Source organism: Bradyrhizobium sp. LLZ17, assembly GCF_041200145.1.
Taxonomy (GTDB): domain Bacteria; phylum Pseudomonadota; class Alphaproteobacteria; order Rhizobiales; family Xanthobacteraceae; genus Bradyrhizobium.
The window spans coordinates 6,211,618-6,227,096 of the sequence record NZ_CP165734.1 but is presented as its reverse complement, the minus strand read 5'-3'; the positions used below and the strand labels follow the sequence as shown (position 1 = coordinate 6,227,096).

The window sequence follows — 15,479 nt, the reverse complement described above, 5'->3', positions numbered from 1 at the left end:
TCCCAGGCGCGTGCGAACCAATGGAGGCTGAGCAGCTTGGGCTTTACGATCAGGAATAGCCGGTGAACAAAAGCCAAGCTCAACGCATAGGCCAGCACGATCATTACCGTACCAGTCACCCAGTGGTCCTCTCCGACGAGAGCCACGCCCAACAGTTTGGCGGGCTCCACCGTGCACACAGGTACGGCTAAGACGGCGAGTGACTGGTAAGGTCCAAGCTTCTCGATCCTTCGCCTGATCCGGCTGCCCCTCACGCTCGTTACTCCGTCTCCCGGGGACAAAACCGCAACCCCGATGGAGGAACTCGCCTCAATCAACAAAGGTCCCGCCGATCACGGGTTTCTCTGCGCTGGCGTTCACCAGCGAGCCGCCGGTGCCGCAGTCGTGTGATGCTGGAAGCCCAACGCATCGGTTAATCCCGATATCGGCAGAACTCGTCGCCGTTTTCATACTCGATGCAGGTTTTGACGCGAGGATAAGGCCGCATTTCTCCATGATACCGGCCTTCATACCGTCCCTCGCCGCGGCCCGGCGAAGCGTATCCAGAACCGCGGTCAATATCATCATCCTCGCGACGCCAGTTTTGGCCGATCGTTCGGTGGTCCTCGTCTTGGTCCATCATACGGCCCATCTGCCGATGCATCTGACGCATGCGATCCATATCCATGCGGTCATCGCCGCGACTTTGCCGGGTGGTCCAATCTCGATTGATGCGGGTGTCCTCAGCGCTCTGGCGGTCGCGATCCCGTGCCTGTTCTGACTGTTGCGGTGTACGGTCTGGTTGAACGGGGGTCTTTTGCGCTTGGACTTTGTCCGGCTGTTGCGGCGCTACTTCCGGCCGAGCTTGGGGAGAAGTTTGGTTAGCATCAGGCGCTGTTTGCTGAGCAGAGGCAGCAACGGGCATGAAACTAGAGACTACAAGCAGGATGGCAGCCATATCTGATCGACGCATGATCTCACCTCGCAGTTTGCTCTCTAACCTCGTGAGGCGGTTTTCGTTCTTATGAAGCCGCGGCTTTCTGAAACGTCAGGGATGATGACGCTCACGTCACGGGTCCTCCTCAGCACAACGGATTCAAGATCCTTCAACTTACATGGACCAAACCGAGGGCCATTCGGGCCAGGCGCACCGTCCGGTGTCGCTGGTAAACCGATCCGAAAGTGTACTTGCTTCGACTGCCGCCTTCGCCCATCTCGGCCCTCCCGACGGGCGGAGCGTCGGCTGGGATCTGTCCGCGCCTTCAACAAAGCGTCCCATCCGTATCCCCCCATCAGGAAACGGAGGAATCGTAGCCGACTCGTGGCTTTTCACACAGCCAGGTTCAAAAGCGGCGGTCGCAAAGTTTGGCGACAAGGTCAGGTATGGGCCCACAGGCGAGATGCAGTGTGGCATCACTCTACCAACAGCAGGCCGCGCTTCTTATCGCCGTCGAACGTATTTACAGCGTCGAACAGCCGCTTCCGCTCGATCAGCCATGGCTGAAAGTTGAAGCTGACATCGAGCACGAAGACGACGTCCTCGGCTTCGAAATAGCCCCCAATTGGGGAATGATGTCCGCCACCTGAACGAAAAATTCGAGTACGATCGAAATTGACGATGTAGCGTGGCCCGGATCATTGGACCGACGGAGATGCTCTAGAAACTGGTTCTCACTGAGATCGCGTAGGACCCTGACTTTTCGGCTCGTGTTGGCCCCGGGCGACTTTGGCCAGCTCATCGAGCGTGAGACCCATGATGCATACGCCTGTCCATCAGCTCCATGTACCGGCCATCACCTGGCCCTCCGTCCTTGCCGCCTCGCCAAGCGACCGGTACGCATTCGCAACAGCTGCAGGTCCGCAGCGAGAGCCATTTGACTGCAGTTAACGTGTCTTTGAGATGTAGCTGACACGGGCAGGTGCCACGCACGCTCCATAAGCTCCGGAGTACGCGTTACCGATGTCGCTATGGCGTCTGACGGCCGTGCGATTGACCGACCACCACGGCCCCGGCAAAAACCAGACCCATGGCGATAACCATGCTGCCGATACTGACGTAGCGCCATCGCTTCATGGGTCATACCTGACTGACAATGACGACATTGGCCTGCACTTTATTTTCAAGCTAACTCGAGGGCGGGAGATTTCACGTAAGCGTCCCTTGGAGGGCAACGGCTCTCGATGACGGCAGTCAGCCTGTCCCGTTGAGGGCCAATAAGCGAGGCGAGAAAGAAGCCGCCGAGACGAAGAGCTTCGCTGGCACGCAGTGGGACCACCGGACGAGATTAAAATCAGGACCTGTCGTGCGCGTACTTCTCCAAAAGCAGCCGGTTATATTCATCTCTCACGGCTCTTCGCGAAATATGCCCTTTTCGGTCTTTGGCAATCTTCAGAAGATCAGGATCTGCCCGCGATTTCCGCCCAAATCTCGCAAAGAGTCTGGTAGCAGGCGCCGACCCCCTTCCAAACAGCCGGTCAAACCATCGCATTGTGTCCTCCCGGACAGACCGCCCTTACAACAGTATCACCATGGATTTGGGGGTCAAAAGGACAGCACTGCTGCATCTTTTGAAAAGCTTGCCACCATACCGCAGCAAAAGGCTTGAGCAATGCCGAGTATCGGTCGCTGTTACACCGCGCAGGTTTCCGGCTGGTGCGGATTGTGCCGGTTATGGACGCGCAAGCTTCGGGCTGTTCGAAGCCGCTCCCCTCGATCGAGCATCCGAACCTATAATTATCAGTCGAACGCGCGACAGAGTCCGCTTGAAGATCTTGCACGCCCGGCGCGGGTCCGATCGAAAGGCCCGACCATCTCAGATCGGAGCTTTTGTCCGTCTGGTGATAGTGGCAGCTGGCTCACCGCTCGGTTGTCAAAACGGACCAACAGCGTCGACTAGCAGATTGTTGAAACGTACGCCGCTGACGTGCGATCGCGAGTCATTGCCTGCCGACAACAGCACGGGAGCAGTGGCGGCGCAATCCGAACCATCCGCTGAAATGGCGATATATCGATGGCAGCCGCTCTATCGTGTTGATGCACTGTTGACTGTCTGGCCAAGTGCAATGGAGCTACTAAGGCGCCTCAGCCGCAAAATGCTCACGGAGACGCCCGAGGAGCTCGGCCTTGATCGGGTCAAGCGGATTCGTCCGCTGCAGACGCACGATTTTGCCGACCCGTTTCGCACCGACCAACTCGGCAATGTAGTCGTGAGCCGCTTCGAACGCCATCTTGCGGATGATCCACTGTTCGTCATGATTGTAGACCTGATCGATTCCGCTTGGCTTTTGCCCAACACACAGCCGCTGGATTTCGTTGTCGTAGCCACAGCGTGACATGATGGTGCGCAAGCTGCGCCTCAAGTCATGCATGGTGAACTTGGCGACGCTCGCTTCCTTGACCAGGCGGTTGACCATCTTGGTAAAGCCGGACATCTGGCCGCCCGTCTTTGGCGACGGGAAGACATAGTCGGAGGTTGCCCGCTGGAAATGCTTCGCGGCCGTGAGCATCTCGTCAACCAGGTGAGTGCGCGGCACATCGTGGTGTAGCCCCATCTTGGTCCACGCTGCATCGAAAGTAATACGGTCATCCATGATATGCTTTCGCCATTCGATCATCGTAGGCTCACTGCGCCGCGGGCCACCGAGCAGGCACATCCGTGCCAGGAGACCGAAAGCCCCGAGCTTGCCGGTTGCATCCCAGACCTTGATGATTTCCTCATCACTCAGCGCGCGACCCTTCGTTCGGCGTCCGACCCTTTGCGCCCGGGTTTCCTTGGGCGCGCGATAGCCGGCGAGCACGTTGTGCTCGACATAACCTTCGCCGACGCACCATTCGAGGAAGGTATGCACGTGCTTGCGCAAGTCCTTGGCTGCGCCGCGCTTACCGGTCTTGGCAATCTTGTCGACCGCAGCCATGATCTGCCGTCGTGTCAGGTCCCCCACGCCGCTCTCGGCGTGATCCTTGAGCCCGCGCCGCAACGCCGACATTGCTGGCTTCCAGTTGACCACTTGACGTTCGGTCAAGGACGTCTGGTAGGGACCAGCTTCAGTAATGAGGGTTGCGAGCGTGGTGCTCTGCTTCTCGGCTGCCTGTTGCCGCCTCGCCGCGCGCTTCGCGTCATTCGGGTCCAAGCCCTTGACGACCTCGCCTGCGGCGATGGTGGCGGCCTTGCGCGCGGCCTTCTCATTATATTTGGGCCAAGCGCCGAGAGTCTTGCGCTGGGTCCCCCTCACCCCGGGTTTGGTGAAGAGGTAGACCCAGGTCCGGCCACCGGTGGCGCGCATCCGCAAAGCGAGGCCGGGCAGCTTGTCGTCATGGAGATAATGCTGCGCCTTGCCCGGCGGCAGCACTGCATTGCGGATCACCGCATCGGTGAGTGTCAGCTGGTTGGCTGGCTCCGTCATCATTCCTCCCTCTCTCTGCCCCGGTGTGCCCCGCAACAACGGCGGTCACCCCTCGAACAGAACCGGACCTCAGACCTCCCCCGTTTTTGTGCCCGAAGGGAAAATCCTCGGCGGGCACAACGGGGGCATACAAAAAATGTAGTAAGGCCACCTATGGCCTCCTATGGCCACACAGGGCCGTAACCAACGTCAATTAACGAGCTTTTTACATCTCAACTATGGCTGGATTTGGTTAGCTGGGGTCTACCGATTGTGGTTCACACGGGAGAGGTCCAAGGTTCGATCCCTTGTGCGCCCACCATCCATCCTCCTGAATGATCCAGTTTCTGAACGACCCGGTCGCGGGGCAATTGTCGACGCCCCGCCGGGTTCTGGACCGGCTCAATCAAAAATGTCGAAAACAACCCCATGCACAGTAGCCGGCATCAGTCGGACCAACGGGCTACGCATTTTCCGAAATCAGGTTTGACTCGTCGGGCAAAACAGGGGCAGGATGGCATCATGCGCGACGATTGGGGTTTTGGCAAAGACATCTCATGGCTTCCCACAAGCCGCTATTCCCGCCAGCCAAGACGACAGACGTCTTCGCATCGCTGACCTATCCGGGCAAGCCAAAGAGCATGGAAGGGATGAAGGCGAGTATCGCCGCAGAGGCGCAACGACGTTGTGCTCGCGGCCTTGATCATCAGCATCCACATGATGATCATCATCGCCTTCTTCCAATCGCAGTTCGGCTACTTCTGGACAGTCAGAGGTTATGAATTTGCCTTGCTGTGGTGCCTCCTGTGCATCGCAATCGTCTTCCGAGGTGGCGATCGTTACTCGGTCGACCGGTTGATCGGCAAGGAATTTTGATCCGATCGATGTCCTCCCACGGCTGGGGTCGATCGGTGGCAACGGAACTCGGGCGACGTCACGCCACATCGGCCTGAGAGCGCCGAACTCAAACCGGGCCTGGAGCATTGTGTCTCTGATGCGCGGCAAGCAGGTACTTGTCCGCTTTGGGCAGAAGCGGCCTTGGTCTCCGCGTGAAGTCGGGGCATGATCTGACTGTGAGCAACCTGTCGGACTTGCACTTATCCTTGTGGAAACAGGCGCTCGGCGCCGTGCCGGATCATGTCTGGGATCTGACGAACCTGCAATCGCTCGTGCTGGCCGACAATGGCCTGGCGGAGCTCTCGGACAGGGTCGGCGAGCTACGCGCCCTGAGAACGCTGGACCTGGGCCACAACCAGTTGCGGCACATTCCGGCTGCGCTAGGTGAACTCGTCAGCCTGAGCGACTTCCTGTACTTGCACGAGAATGCGCTGCAAGAGCTTCCCCCGTCTTTGGGGCGACTTACCCGGTTGCGCTACCTCAACATCAGCGAAAACGGATTCGAGAGGCTGCCCGACGCCGTTACCGAGATGTCGGGACTTCTCGAACTTCGCGTGACCGACAATCGCCTGACCACTCTGCCTGCGAGCATTTCCAAGCTGAGGCGTCTGCGTGAGCTGCATCTCAGGAACAACAGCTTGACCGGTTTGCCGGAAGAGATTGGTGCAATGCTGGAGCTGCGACAGATCGATTTGAGAGGGAACCCTGTCGCCGCCTTGCCGGAAACGCTGCTCAAGCTTCCACGTCTCGAAAAGCTTGATCTGCGCTGGGTGACGACGATTTCACGCCCGAGCTGGTTCGCTGAGCTCGAACAACGAGGTTGCGCGATTTACCTGTAGCGCTTGCATTGGCAACGTCAGCTGCGATTCACGAGGAGCCGCACACGCAGGCTGGCGTTGGCTTCCGGTCTGCCACTGAGAGCCGACATAGCACGGCGTCAAGCGACCGTCGGCGTGGGGCCAGAAGGAGAGATCAAATGAGATCACGAATCTACGCTTCGCCGCGAGGGCCGACCAGTGGAACGGGAGGCCAATTGACGTAACACGCAAATGGCCGCTCGCAGTTTCATCGTCCCCCTGGTCATGACGCTGTTGGAAGCGCGGGTTTGAAAAATAGTCATCATCGCCAACGCACCACTCCAGTGTGCGTGAAATCTGCTCCTGCAACTGCTCGCAGTGGGCGAGCTTACCAACAAATTTTAGCTCTCGCCGAAGACAAATTGCCTCGATCCGCGAGCGCACACGTTCATCATCGTAGTTGATGCCCCACCGTTCTAACCTTGCGTGAGTCGATTCATGAACTATTGTGGATGCGATCCGTTCGAGCGCCGTTGTTTCTGGGAGAACTAAACGCTCGTCGATTACGCAAGCACTCAGCAAGGGGTCGTAGTGCGCGAGAGCATTTGGGATTAAGCGCACCCATATTCGTTCGAGATTGTTGATAGTGCGGGCGTAATTAAGGGGATCATGGTCTTTGATCAGTCCGAGCGCGGCTTCAACGCGGCGCAAACCGGGTTGTGGTTTACTTTCCGTGCTTCCGACCCAAAGTCCGTCAACCGTTCGGCTCGTTGATACCCAAAGGGCAAACCTATCAATGGCGGGTGCCCTCCGTTGCGCCTTCCTTGCGAGGGATACGCCGCGCGAATTCCCTTGGACTTTCAAATACTGCAAGCGGTAACCCTCGTCATCAACGCGCATGGTCTCGCCCCACAACCTTTAGGCGAGCCACCCTTTCGAGTTGTTTAGAAGCTTGGTTCAAATTGTATTGATCGTCGGCGTCCGAAGGCTGATCGCCTAATCAACAGCCGCTTAGGTCAGAAGCTGCGGTCGGGCAGGTTAGCTCGGCGTCCTGTTTACGACAGCGCACATCACGCCGGCTGAGGCGCTCCTCGCCTTCGGGCCACTTCCAGACATCGCCGATGGGGATATAGGATCATCGTCCACCCCGGAGAACAGCAAGTGGCCCGAATGGAAAGCTTCGTATGGATGGTAACGACTTTCATCATCGTGATGGGCGCCACTCCACCACGGGCTTTAGCCGCACCAGAAGCGTCTGCATGCGGGTACCTCGCTGGTCTGATCGATAAGGCACCGCCGGGGCCGTTGTTCTTGCCCAGCTATCCGACCGTGGAATCGGGGCCTCTCCATGGCGCCGCATACCTGTATGACAATGCGGTGGCCGCCATCGCGTTAGGCGGTTGCGGCGAGCGAGACAAAGCACGTCGGATCGGCGCGGCGATTCTCTGGGCCATCGATAACGACCGGACCTGGCATGATGGACGGCTCCGGAACGCTTACGCCGCGGGTGTGGTGGCGAGTGGCTCCGCCAAACTTCTGGGTTGGTGGGACAATGCTCAGAACAAGTGGTTGGAAGATCGATATCAGGTGGGCAGCGACAATGGCAACGTTGCATGGGCCATGTTGGCTTTGCTGTCGATTGACGATGCGAGCGCCAGCTCCGGGTTCCGCGATGGTGCGGCACGGCTTGGCACCTGGGTCGCGCAATGGGCCGACACGCGCGGTACTGGCGGTTTCACAGGCGGTACTTTTGGGCACGAACCGACGCCCGACGTACGGACATGGAAATCGACTGAGCACAATACTGACCTCGCCGCCGCGTTTGGCCTTCTTGCAACCCGCACCGGCGATTCGCGCTGGCGTGACATGGCAACAGCTGCCGAGCACTTCGTAGATACGATGTGGGATCCGGCGTGCGCCTGTTTCGCAGCAGGCACCACTGAGGACGGCGTCACGCGCAATCCGATTTTGGCCCTGGATGCTCAAATCTGGCCCTTAACGGCGCTCCCCGGAGCGGCCAAGAAATTTGCATCGGCAATGACCACCGCCGAACAGCGAATGAGTGTCGACAAGGGCTTTTCTTACGGTGAAGACCGCGATGGTGTGTGGACCGAAGGGACGGGCCAAATGGCTCTCTTGCTGGAATTGCTCGGCAGGACTGGGGAGGCAAAATCGTTGCTCGCTGTCATCGAATCCCAGAGATCGCCGGATGGCGGGTTCTATGCCACGAGTGTCCGAGGGCTACCGACGGGGTTCATGCTGGATACCGATCCGGCCAAGCCACGACTCTATTTCCGATTGCCACATCTTGGCGCGGCTTCGTGGGCTGCCCTTGCAGAACGGGGGTTCAATCCCTTTACGGCGACAAAAAGACTTCCGTAGTCAAGGCCGCAGTGGCGGCCGTCTCAGCCCTACAGTTCCATCGAAGCCAAGTGCTTTTTCGATTTCGAAAGTCCGAATTGGGTCAAAAAGCGCCTTTTCGGCATCGCGGCTGCCTACTTCCGGTCGAGCACCGGGAGCGGACATCACCGGCGCCGGTCGGGAGGTCCGAGATTCACAATAGCGGAAGTCGGCGCTTGTAAGAATAAACGATGCCACCTACTGAGGCGGCCCGGACTACCGAAACCACAATAACCAACATGTAAAAATCCCCAGCGCGCAAATGGCGAACTGGACAAGGAGGTCTACGAAAATAGCCTTCCACATGGAACGCGTAACGGTGCCGCAATCGGGGCATTTGTCGCGTCTCTTCCAGCGACCGCACGCCGGGCAAAATAGATATGCCAAACATCTCTCCCATGGCAGAGCCATAAGATCCCATGGACTTAGAACGCCCGTGCCGGTTCCGCTTTGGGTCAATCGCGTCACTTTTGCCGCGCGCCGTTCTCTTCCTTCTACGCCTATGAACGGGCGTGGTCAGACCGCCCCGGCGTGTCCAAACAGGCCATCAGCGGAAGCGCCGACGAGCTTCGATTAGTTAGCCCACTCGCCTGGAATGGGAATGCCCCAGTCCTCGGCGATTTTACCGCAATCGAACCGATACATCGCCATAGATGCGAGCCGGAGCGGTTCGCCTTGATGGGTTGCAAAAAGCTGCCAACGAACAGCAACCCGATCCGCCTCCTCGACCATATCGAGTGCAACGAATTTCAGCGGAGGGGTGAGGGTCCTGAAGAGTGCAAGCAGCTTACTGGCGCCCTCGCGCCCGAGAGGCCAGTTCGGCTTTGTCGGCTCAATGAGTCTGAAATCCTCCGTGAACCATTCCTCCACGCGAAAGGGCTCGTTCTCATTGATCGCCCGCGCAATCTCGCGCAACAATTCCTTTTGCTGCGACACTACATTCTCCGTCTTTGCCTGCCGACCAAATGATAATCTCTAAGTCTCTGAAATGACATTCGTCCCATGCGTCTCTACACCGGCCCCTTCTTCGCTATGGGTCAATCGCGTTAATCGGCCCAGTTCGTGATTTCCGAGCTCCCTCGGCTGCGGACATGTCGCTGCACTTGGTGAGCAGACCTTGCGAGAGGCTGCCCTTCCTTCGCTGATGGCCCGATTGGAAATATCGCTACTTCTGGTCGACGTAAGGCGCGTCACTCCTGCCCCAGACCCCTTCCAGCCCTCTAGCCGTGAAGTTGCGAGTTGAGGCCGTCCCAATTTGGTTTGCGCCTGCTTGCTTCAAGCGCACCGCTCTGGGAGTTGCGTCGAAATAACAGCCCCGTTTGGCCCGAGAGTTCTCTCGCTTTCACCACGCGACCATCTTCCAAAAGAATGCGGGCGCCTGCTGTGACGTAGCAGCCGGCTTCGACCACACAATCATCACCCAGAGAGATGCCAATGCCGGCGTTGGCTCCGATCAGGCAGCGCTCGCCAACTTTAATCGTCTCTTTCCCTCCTCCCGACAGCGTCCCCATGATCGACGCTCCGCCGCCAACGTCGCTGCCACTCCCGACAACCACACCGGCACTTATCCGGCCTTCGACCATGCAATGACCGAGCGTGCCTGCATTGAAATTGCAAAAGCCTTCATGCATGACGGTTGTGCCTGGCGCCAAGTAGGCTCCCAGCCTCACGCGATCCGCATCCGCAATTCTCACGTCCGCGAGCGTCACATAGTCGGTCATGCGCGGGAATTTATCCACGCCGGTCACCTCGAATACGAGGCCGCGCTTTCGTGCCTCCATTCGCGCTTCCGGCACCCGAGAGCATTCGCACGGACCAAGAGTGGTCCAGGCAACGTTGGGCAGCACACCGAAAATCCCTTCGAGGTTCAGGCGATTGGGTTCGACAAGCCGATGGCTAAGCAGGTGGAGCCGAAGGTAGGCGTCGTGCACGTCAACGGGCGCGGATGCGAGCGACGCAATTTCGGTTCGGATCGGAACGATGTCGACGTTGCGAACATCGTCGTGCCGCGCATATCCGGCCGCCGGCTCGCCCAACGCTCGCTTGATCTCCAGCTCGGTCAACCGAGCCGTCGCTGGCCCATTGGCCTCCGCAGCCAAGCGCAGCTGAAGAAACCAGCAATCCAGGACGCGGCCGTCACTAGAAATGGTCGCAAATCCCTCGCCTGTCGCACCGCCCTGCTCGATCGCCATCTGCCGTGATGCGCCTGCAGACGACCTTCGGCTAAGAGGCCACAGACGGACATCGCCCCTGCCGCGAACAGCGCAGCCTTAAACGCTTGCCGCGAACAGGTCCCATCGACCCGGCAGGCCCTTGAGTTCGTGTGATCCACGCTCTGAAAATTGCAGGCCGGCGCCGGCGGTGAGGTCGGTCACCACCTTGGACACGAGCACCTCATCTGGCGGCGACTGCGCCATGACCCTTGAGGCGGCATGAACGGCGATACCTCCGATATCACGGCCTCTGACTTCGATCTCCCCCGTATGAAGGCCGGCGCGAACGCGCAGTCCCATTTGATTTGAGGCCGCGCTCATCGTCAAAGCACAGCGCACCGCGCGGCCTGGTCCATCGAAGATCGCCAAAAACCCATCGCCGTGGACTTGATCAATTTCCCACGGTGTCTTTGCACAAGTTCGAGCGAGAGCTGGTCGTGACTGTCGAGCACTTTCCGCCAGGCTGCATCGCCCTTCTCGGCAACGGTGCGTGTGGAATCGACGATGTCGGAAAATAGAACCGTTGCCAGAATGCGCTCGGACTCGTCCGGCAAATTGTTGCGATGACCCGTCACAAACTCTTCTATATCTCCGAGCAAGGCTTCGACGTCACCGGCGGCCACGGCATGATCTTGGCCGGGATACTCGATAAATTTCGCTTCCGGCATCAACGACGCCAGCTCGCGACCGAGCGCAATGGGAACTTGCTTGTCATCGGTACGATGAAAAACGAGCGTTGGCACTCTCACGGTCGGGAGAATTGACCTGATGTCAATCTGGCTATTCAGCCTCATGAAGGATTTGACCGCGCCGGGACTCGCCGAAAGCCGCTCGAACTTCGCAAATTGCGCGATCGCATCCGGCGAATTTGCCGAGCTAGGGGCCACAATCCGCATCAGGGCACCCGTGCCCCAGAACTTCACGCGTTGCTGCAGCCTGTCCTCCAGATCGGCTGACATGTCCCTTCGGTTCGCATAGCCGCCGAAAAGCAGAAGCCTGGACACGCGATCCGGATAGGTCGCGGCAAATAGAGCGCTCATCGCGCCGCCCTCGGAATTACCGAAGAGAGCCGCGCGGTTCGAACCGACCGCATCCATCACGGCACGGACGTCATCCATCCGTTGTTCAAGAGACGGCGCGTCCGATACCCTGTCGGACAATCCCTGTCCGCGCTTGTCGAAGGTGATGACGCGCGCGAACTTCGAGAGGCGACGCAGGAACGACGTATATCCAGGCAGTTCATGCATGAACTCGATATGCGACATGAAGCCGGGCACGAACACGAGATCAATGGGGGCCGTTGCCCATCGACTGGTAGGCGATATTGACCTCTCCACTCAGCGCGTAATGCGTCTCCGGAAGATCGAGGTCCTTCATTTGGCCTATCCTGCTGGACTTATCGCCATCTTGCTGAATGGGCCTGAATCATTCAAGCCCCTTTCTCCCGCCGAAACGCAGGGCTATCGCATATAGCTGCAGCGCGCGCCTCGTCCTTCGAGCCCGCCAAAGCGGGCGTCTCGTCCTTCGAGACGACCGCGGAGCCTGTCATCGGGCCGCGCTTTGCGCGGACCCGGTGGCGATCTCCTCAGGATGAGGCTAAGCGGCATCGGCGCCCGCTGAAACTGCCACCGCGCACTCCACCCTCATCCTGAGGAGCCCGCCAAAGCGGGCGTCTCGAAGGATCGGCCACACGGAGATTGCTCGGAAATGCGATAGCCCTGCGCCGAAGCGTCAGAACGATATTCGATCATTGGTCGCATCACGCCTGCACGGTCATCGCACTATACGAACGCGTGTCCAGCCGGCAGGTCAGCACGAGCTTGAGCAAACCAGCTCCGCTACAGCCTCGCTTTGGTCCGCCGGAACCGCTGCAAACCGATATTTAGTTGTCCCTTGAGCTGCTTTGTCGGCAAGTCGCCGCCGGCGACCCACAGGTTGAAATCAACGTCCAGCATGTCCTCTTCGAGAGCGGCGGCATCGCCGCCAATGCCGATCAAGATCCGCCGCTTCGCCGGCTCGGCGACGATGGTGTGCAGTGTTTGGGCGTTGCCGTAGTTGTGGAACGCCGGCGAGACGGAGAAGTTGAGCGCCATGAACATCTGTGCGGCACTCAGCTCTCGCGCCGCCCAGCCTTCCAGCGGTGGCAGCCGGCCAATCGAGTGCGCGACGCGGCGGTTCAGGCGCCTCAATTGTGGGGACTGGAAATGATTGGTGCAAGCAAGCCAGTCGCCCGCGCGCACGGCAACTGCACCGGCTCCAGCCTCGACCACCGCAGCCACACCGCCGGCATCCAGCAGCGAATAGTTGTACTGCATGGCGTGAGGCGTGCGACGCAGAAAGTCGACGGCCTCCGCGGTGGTCGCGCAGCTGTCGAGGACCCGCCTGACCAGCAACGTGCTGGTGAGGCCGGGCGATCGTGGGCGGACCTTCACAAGATGCAGTCCGATGGCGAGCCCGTGCTCGTTCATGCCGTCCAGCCGCCCGGTCAATTGGTGGCTGCCGCCGATGCTGGCGTAGCTCCCGCGTGCCTGCACCAGTGCGAAGCGTGCCTCGTAGCCTCGCGGCCAGAAGTCATAGTTGCGGCCATACACGCCACCGCTCATGAACGGCCGAACAGCCGCCCGTCGGCATCCGCAAGCCATCATTGCCGAAACAAACGACCGCTTGCTCCATTGGGATGTGGAGCCCATCTGCGATCCCGGCGATCTCTTCCAACAGAGCCGGACCATAAGCCCTGAACGCCCGCTCCTCCGTCCGAATGTTGAACCACCAGGGCAATCTCACCTTCTTGCGGAGAAACGCCTTGCCATTGCGTGTGGCGGCAAAGGCATCGGCCTGGGCGCGGCCGACCTCATAAGGGGTGCCGCGACATTGCACAAAGCTGACGGTGAGCATCTTGGCAGCGGAGGCCATGGTGATGCCTGGGCAAGTCGAAATTCGAACGGGTGGACCACTGCCTCTATAGCCTAGGCCCGGCCGGTCGCAAGTCGGCCTGCGAGCGTGACACAAGTTTCACCACGCATCGCGAATGCCGGCTAGGGCTCATTCGCGTCGATTTGCTCGCGTCTACCCGATGTCCGGTCTGGCCTCGACCGCCGACGTGCTGGACACAACGGCAATCTCCGCCTTCGGGCCACAAGATGACATCGCGCGCCAGAACTGCCAGGATAGCGGCTCCAATGATGAAGCTCTATAATCGGTGATTGGTGCGCTGCCATGCGTTACGACCTCGATCTTGTTAACCAGCTATGCCGAGAAATCGGCCTGGCAGTGCGGCTAGATAACAATCATCGTATAGAGGTCGATCTTGGCCGTGACGCAATTCTGTGCGTTGAGAACGCCGAACGCGAGGAAGACTGCCTGATCGGTTTTCTTGGCGTGCCCTGGCATACGCACGATGATCTTATGTTCGCCGATGCTTGCGGTAACTACATCGAACTCGACTACCTCGATCTACTCACTGGCTTGAAGGAGGGTCGCGTCCTCGTTTGCGAGCGGGAGGTGAAGGGGCGGACGGTAGACATCTGGCTCGTCCACAGCGAGTACAACGACGAGCTCAAGTATCTTGAAGAAGGCGAGCGGATCATCGTGCGTCGCGCAACGGTCCAACTGGCCGGGACGGCTCCAGGCGTAACCCCAAGCCGCAACGGGATTTCTCCCTGATCGCATCCCTACGCAATCGCCAGAATCTCGATCTGCTGGCTGCCCGCCCCCACGACATCGCCGACCGCCTTCCCGATCAGCGACCTCGCGACCGGCGACACGAACGAGATCGATCCGGCCTTTGGATCGGCTTCGTCCTCGCCGACGATGCGATAGGTTTGGACGCGGCCGTCAGGGCGGCTGAAGGTCACCGTGCTGCCGAAGGCGACGATGTCGGTCGAGGTTGGATCGGGTACGAGCTGCGCGGTGCGCAGCCGTTCGCCGAGATAGCGGGCGTCGCGCAACGGCACCGCCGATTGCCGGCGCTTTTCGTTGACGTCCTCGATGGCTTGCGCGGCTTCATAGGCTTGGCGCGCCTCAGTGAGCTGTGTCTGCAACGCCTGCAGGCCTGCCGCCGTCACCAGGTTGGGATGCGGCGAGATCGGGCGATCCGGCAACAGCGTCTCCGACGCGGTTTCGGCGCTTTCTTCCTTGGTAAAGGCGACGCTCAAGTCGAAATTCCCGTCGAACTGTTTTGGCTAAGGGCGCGTTCGCGCCTGCGGCTATGTGCCGGATCATATCTCAAGTTCGACGAAACGGCGCAGCCTGAACACGATATCCGGCAGGGCCTGGCGGAACCGGGTCGCGTTCTGGAAATTGGTCGAGAACGGCGCGAAGGTGATCATAGCGTTCCAGTGCCGATAGCCGTAGACGGTGACGGAGGCGCCGGGCGCCGGAAAATTCTCCAGCTTGCGCAGCTCGCCGAGCACGAGATCGGCGATCGCCTCCGCAGGCAGCAGTCGCTTGCCGTCCGGCGTCGTGGCGATCTTCGCGGGCGGCTCGACCGGCTTCGCGATGGCCTGTGCGGCGTCGGCGTTCTCCGACTCGATCTCGCTGTTGGGCTCGTTCTCGGGCCTGGCCGATGCAGGATCGCGGGTGGGCGGCTCGCCCCATTCAAACCCGTTGCTCGGCGCCGTCGGAGGCCCCTCGGTGAGCGGCGGTGGCGCAATATTGTCTGCCGCACGCTTGTGGCCACCCAGGATGCTGCTGATCATGGCGACAAGGCCAGCATCCTTCACGTCCTCACTCATGACTCCTTACCCCCGGGCTGTCGGCCTACTCTAGCATCGCTCTCGCAGAGCGCCACCGGGGATGTCAGACCGGCCTG

The 15,479-nt window shown here is 59.7% G+C and carries 15 protein-coding genes and 1 pseudogene; 4 read left to right on the top strand and 12 right to left on the bottom strand.

Translation table 11 applies throughout. The annotated features are described in order from the left end of the window. Nucleotides 1–412: 412 nt before the first annotated feature. From AB8Z38_RS29915 to AB8Z38_RS29905, 3 genes and pseudogenes are all read right to left on the bottom strand, one after another. Nucleotides 413–937, bottom strand: coding sequence for a hypothetical protein (locus tag AB8Z38_RS29915; RefSeq protein ID WP_156949101.1), 525 nt, complete (start codon nt 935–937; stop codon nt 413–415). 455 nt (nt 938–1,392) lie between these two features. Beyond that, a pseudogene (locus AB8Z38_RS29910) lies at nt 1,393–2,053 on the bottom strand (phytochelatin synthase family protein). Nucleotides 2,054–3,051: 998 nt separating this feature from the next. Then, nucleotides 3,052–4,383 carry a tyrosine-type recombinase/integrase gene (locus AB8Z38_RS29905; protein WP_369721247.1) on the bottom strand — a complete coding sequence of 444 codons (1,332 nt, stop codon included), beginning with the start codon at nt 4,381–4,383 and terminating at the stop codon, nt 3,052–3,054. A gap of 696 nt (nt 4,384–5,079) precedes the next feature. Between AB8Z38_RS29905 and AB8Z38_RS29900 the strand changes: the two genes are divergently transcribed. Both AB8Z38_RS29900 and AB8Z38_RS29895 read left to right on the top strand, forming a co-directional pair. Next, a complete protein-coding gene (locus AB8Z38_RS29900; protein ID WP_369721246.1) occupies nt 5,080–5,238 on the top strand; it encodes a DoxX family protein in 159 nt (52 codons plus the stop codon). Between the two features lie 197 nt (nt 5,239–5,435). Continuing rightward, nucleotides 5,436–6,098, top strand: a complete 663-nt coding sequence (locus AB8Z38_RS29895) for a leucine-rich repeat domain-containing protein (protein WP_369721245.1) — start codon at nt 5,436–5,438, stop codon at nt 6,096–6,098. Here the strand turns inward: AB8Z38_RS29895 and AB8Z38_RS29890 are convergent. Then, nucleotides 6,042–6,956 (bottom strand): hypothetical protein, encoded by a 915-nt coding sequence (locus AB8Z38_RS29890; protein ID WP_369721244.1) that lies wholly within the window; start codon nt 6,954–6,956, stop codon nt 6,042–6,044. The genes AB8Z38_RS29895 and AB8Z38_RS29890 overlap by 57 nt on opposite strands. 270 nt (nt 6,957–7,226) lie before the next feature. On the opposite strand from AB8Z38_RS29890, the gene AB8Z38_RS29885 reads away from it, so the two are divergent. Then, nucleotides 7,227–8,438, top strand: coding sequence for a hypothetical protein (locus AB8Z38_RS29885; RefSeq protein ID WP_369721242.1), 1,212 nt, complete (start codon nt 7,227–7,229; stop codon nt 8,436–8,438). Nucleotides 8,439–9,029: 591 nt separating this feature from the next. On the opposite strand, the gene AB8Z38_RS29880 is transcribed toward AB8Z38_RS29885, so the two are convergent. The 6 genes from AB8Z38_RS29880 to AB8Z38_RS29855 form a co-directional block, all read right to left on the bottom strand. After that, nucleotides 9,030–9,392 carry an ester cyclase gene (locus AB8Z38_RS29880; RefSeq protein WP_369721240.1) on the bottom strand — a complete coding sequence of 121 codons (363 nt, stop codon included), beginning with the start codon at nt 9,390–9,392 and terminating at the stop codon, nt 9,030–9,032. Nucleotides 9,393–9,676: 284 nt separating this feature from the next. Beyond that, nucleotides 9,677–10,648, bottom strand: a complete 972-nt coding sequence (gene dapD, locus AB8Z38_RS29875; RefSeq protein WP_369721239.1) for a 2,3,4,5-tetrahydropyridine-2,6-dicarboxylate N-succinyltransferase — start codon at nt 10,646–10,648, stop codon at nt 9,677–9,679. 78 nt (nt 10,649–10,726) lie between these two features. Then, a complete protein-coding gene (locus AB8Z38_RS29870) occupies nt 10,727–11,038 on the bottom strand; it encodes an adenylate/guanylate cyclase domain-containing protein (RefSeq protein WP_369721238.1) in 312 nt (103 codons plus the stop codon). Beyond that, nucleotides 10,993–11,946 carry an alpha/beta fold hydrolase gene (locus tag AB8Z38_RS29865; protein WP_369721237.1) on the bottom strand — a complete coding sequence of 318 codons (954 nt, stop codon included), beginning with the start codon at nt 11,944–11,946 and terminating at the stop codon, nt 10,993–10,995. The genes AB8Z38_RS29870 and AB8Z38_RS29865 overlap by 46 nt, the downstream gene beginning before the upstream one ends. A 561-nt stretch (nt 11,947–12,507) precedes the next feature. Continuing rightward, nucleotides 12,508–13,260, bottom strand: coding sequence for a C45 family autoproteolytic acyltransferase/hydolase (locus AB8Z38_RS29860; protein ID WP_369721236.1), 753 nt, complete (start codon nt 13,258–13,260; stop codon nt 12,508–12,510). Further along, on the bottom strand, nt 13,241–13,582 hold the full coding sequence (locus AB8Z38_RS29855) for a hypothetical protein (RefSeq protein ID WP_369721235.1): 342 nt from the start codon (nt 13,580–13,582) through the stop codon (nt 13,241–13,243). Before AB8Z38_RS29855 ends, AB8Z38_RS29860 begins: the two co-directional genes overlap by 20 nt. Nucleotides 13,583–13,885: 303 nt before the next feature. Between AB8Z38_RS29855 and AB8Z38_RS29850 the strand changes: the two genes are divergently transcribed. Further along, nucleotides 13,886–14,332, top strand: a complete 447-nt coding sequence (locus AB8Z38_RS29850; protein WP_369721234.1) for a hypothetical protein — start codon at nt 13,886–13,888, stop codon at nt 14,330–14,332. 8 nt (nt 14,333–14,340) lie between these two features. Here AB8Z38_RS29850 and greA read toward each other — a convergent pair whose 3' ends face one another. Together greA and AB8Z38_RS29840 are read right to left on the bottom strand one after the other, a co-directional pair. Beyond that, complete coding sequence (greA, locus tag AB8Z38_RS29845) at nt 14,341–14,823, bottom strand: transcription elongation factor GreA (RefSeq protein ID WP_369721233.1); 483 nt, start codon at nt 14,821–14,823, stop codon at nt 14,341–14,343. Between the two features lie 63 nt (nt 14,824–14,886). After that, the gene (locus AB8Z38_RS29840) at nt 14,887–15,402 is read right to left on the bottom strand and encodes a hypothetical protein (RefSeq protein ID WP_369721232.1); all 516 of its coding nucleotides are present in this window, start codon (nt 15,400–15,402) and stop codon (nt 14,887–14,889) included. Nucleotides 15,403–15,479: the final 77 nt, after the last annotated feature.

What these genes read in the sequence shown, in the direction of transcription:
- AB8Z38_RS29850 (WP_369721234.1), top strand. Translation starts at nt 13,886, where the DNA reads ATGCGTTACGACCTCGATCTTGTTAACCAGCTATGCCGAGAAATCGGC.
- dapD (WP_369721239.1), bottom strand. Translation starts at nt 10,648, where the DNA reads ATGGCGATCGAGCAGGGCGGTGCGACAGGCGAGGGATTTGCGACCATT.
- AB8Z38_RS29885 (WP_369721242.1), top strand. Translation starts at nt 7,227, where the DNA reads ATGGAAAGCTTCGTATGGATGGTAACGACTTTCATCATCGTGATGGGC.
- AB8Z38_RS29855 (WP_369721235.1), bottom strand. Translation starts at nt 13,582, where the DNA reads ATGGCCTCCGCTGCCAAGATGCTCACCGTCAGCTTTGTGCAATGTCGC.
- AB8Z38_RS29890 (WP_369721244.1), bottom strand. Translation starts at nt 6,956, where the DNA reads ATGCGCGTTGATGACGAGGGTTACCGCTTGCAGTATTTGAAAGTCCAA.
- AB8Z38_RS29900 (WP_369721246.1), top strand. Translation starts at nt 5,080, where the DNA reads ATGATGATCATCATCGCCTTCTTCCAATCGCAGTTCGGCTACTTCTGG.
- AB8Z38_RS29915 (WP_156949101.1), bottom strand. Translation starts at nt 937, where the DNA reads ATGGCTGCCATCCTGCTTGTAGTCTCTAGTTTCATGCCCGTTGCTGCC.
- AB8Z38_RS29840 (WP_369721232.1), bottom strand. Translation starts at nt 15,402, where the DNA reads ATGAGTGAGGACGTGAAGGATGCTGGCCTTGTCGCCATGATCAGCAGC.
- AB8Z38_RS29905 (WP_369721247.1), bottom strand. Translation starts at nt 4,383, where the DNA reads ATGACGGAGCCAGCCAACCAGCTGACACTCACCGATGCGGTGATCCGC.